Annotated in this window: 1 protein-coding gene; it reads left to right on the top strand. The window is 60.4% G+C overall.

Annotated features, from left to right (window positions below; all coding sequences use genetic code 11):
* Nucleotides 1–67: 67 nt before the first annotated feature.
* Nucleotides 68–1,624: an ISL3 family transposase gene (locus tag IVA81_RS11225; protein WP_247316259.1), complete on the top strand. Its 1,557-nt coding sequence runs from the start codon at nucleotides 68–70 to the stop codon at nucleotides 1,622–1,624.
* Nucleotides 1,625–1,661: the final 37 nt, after the last annotated feature.

Genomic DNA, 1,661 nt, shown 5'->3' with positions numbered 1-1,661 from the left:
TTGGGCTCTGACTCATTTCTGATGAAGTTCGCCGGCGACTGTGGTTCTTCAACGGAGAATCGGCGCCATGCGGACAGGCTTTCGAATTTCATCGCTCGTACCGAGTGGTTTGGTGTTTGATGGCGTAAGTGATTCAGAGGATTCGGTTATTCTGGCTGTTCGGTCAGAGGCTACGGAGGCCCAGTGCCCTTTGTGCACGACAGCATCGCGCCGAATCCATAGCCGTTACATCCGGCACGTGGCCGATTTGCCATCAGCGGGCAGAAAGGTGCGCCTCCGATTGCTCACGCGGCGCTTCACATGTGAGGTGCCGCATTGCCACCGGCGGATCTTCTCAGAGCGGTTTGGAGAAGACATCGTTCCGCTTCGACGGCGTCGGACGGCACGGCTGGAATACATCGTCCATCACTTGGGGTTGGCGCTGGGCGGCCGGCCGGCGGCAAGCTTCGCCAAGCGGCTCATGCTGCCCGTTAGCAACGATACCTTGCTACGGGTGGTCCGCCGGCGGGCGGCGATGCCGACAGATCCATTGCTTGTTGTGGGCATCGATGACTGGGCGTTCCGGAGAAACCATCGATACGGGACGATCGTGTGCGATTTGGAGCGCCGGCGGATCGTTACCCTGCTGCCCGACCGGGAAACTGCGACCGTTCGGGCGTGGCTATCGAAGCACCCAGCGATCAACATTGTGTCGCGAGATCGCGGTGGTGGATACGGCGAGGCAGCAGCCAAGGCGCTGCCGAACGCCATCCAAATCGCCGACCGCTGGCATCTGATGGAAAATGCGAGCGCGGCCTTCCTTGATGCGGTGCGCCGCTCCATGAACAGAATCCGAACCGCAATCGGAGCGACGACGATCGACCCGGAATTGCTGACCTGTGCGGAAAAGCTGCGCTATCAGGGCTATCTCCGGCGCCAGGACAGCCATGCCGTAATTGCGGCTCTCGTCAGCGACGGTGTGCCGCTCAAGGAGATCGTACGCCGCACCGGACATAGTCGCAATCTGGTTCGTCAAATTAGCCGCGGCGGCGGGACGGATATGTTCCGCACCCGTCAAAGCACCCTGGACGGGCATCTGCCGTTCCTGGACGCGCAGTGGTCAGTCGGCTGTCGCAACGGTGCCGAGCTCTGGCGCCGCTTGAAGGGACAAGGCTTCAAGGGATCGCTGCGCGTCGTGGCGGAATGGGCGACGCGCCGACGGCGTGCCGAGACTATCAGCCATCAACAATTGCAGAAGGTCCCCGCCGCCAGGACGATAGCGCAGCTGATGACGACGAAGCGCGACCACCTGACCAGGGCCGAGACCGTCACGCTTGCGGTCATCGAACAAAACGTTCCTATGCTGGCCGATGCCCAGGCTCTCGTTGGCGGCTTCCACGCGATGATCCGAAAGAAGGCCGAGATGGAGCTCGAACCTTGGATTGATGAATCCAAGCGGAGCCTCATTGCCTCGTTCGCGAATGGAATTGCCAACGATAAGCGCGCGGTGCACGCCGCTATTACGCAACCCTGGTCCAATGGCCAAGTGGAAGCTCAGATCACCAAGCTAAAGCTGGTCAAACGGCAGATGTACGGGCGCGCTAAGCTCGATCTCCTTCAGGCAAGGCTGATTGGCGCGCCATAAAAACAATCACGATCATCGAATATGCGTCAGAGCCAAT

The sequence above is a fragment of the Bradyrhizobium sp. 141 genome, assembly GCF_023074055.1.
Classification (GTDB): domain Bacteria; phylum Pseudomonadota; class Alphaproteobacteria; order Rhizobiales; family Xanthobacteraceae; genus Bradyrhizobium.
Note: the sequence above shows the minus strand (reverse complement) of the source record. Positions and strands in the feature narration are given on the sequence as shown.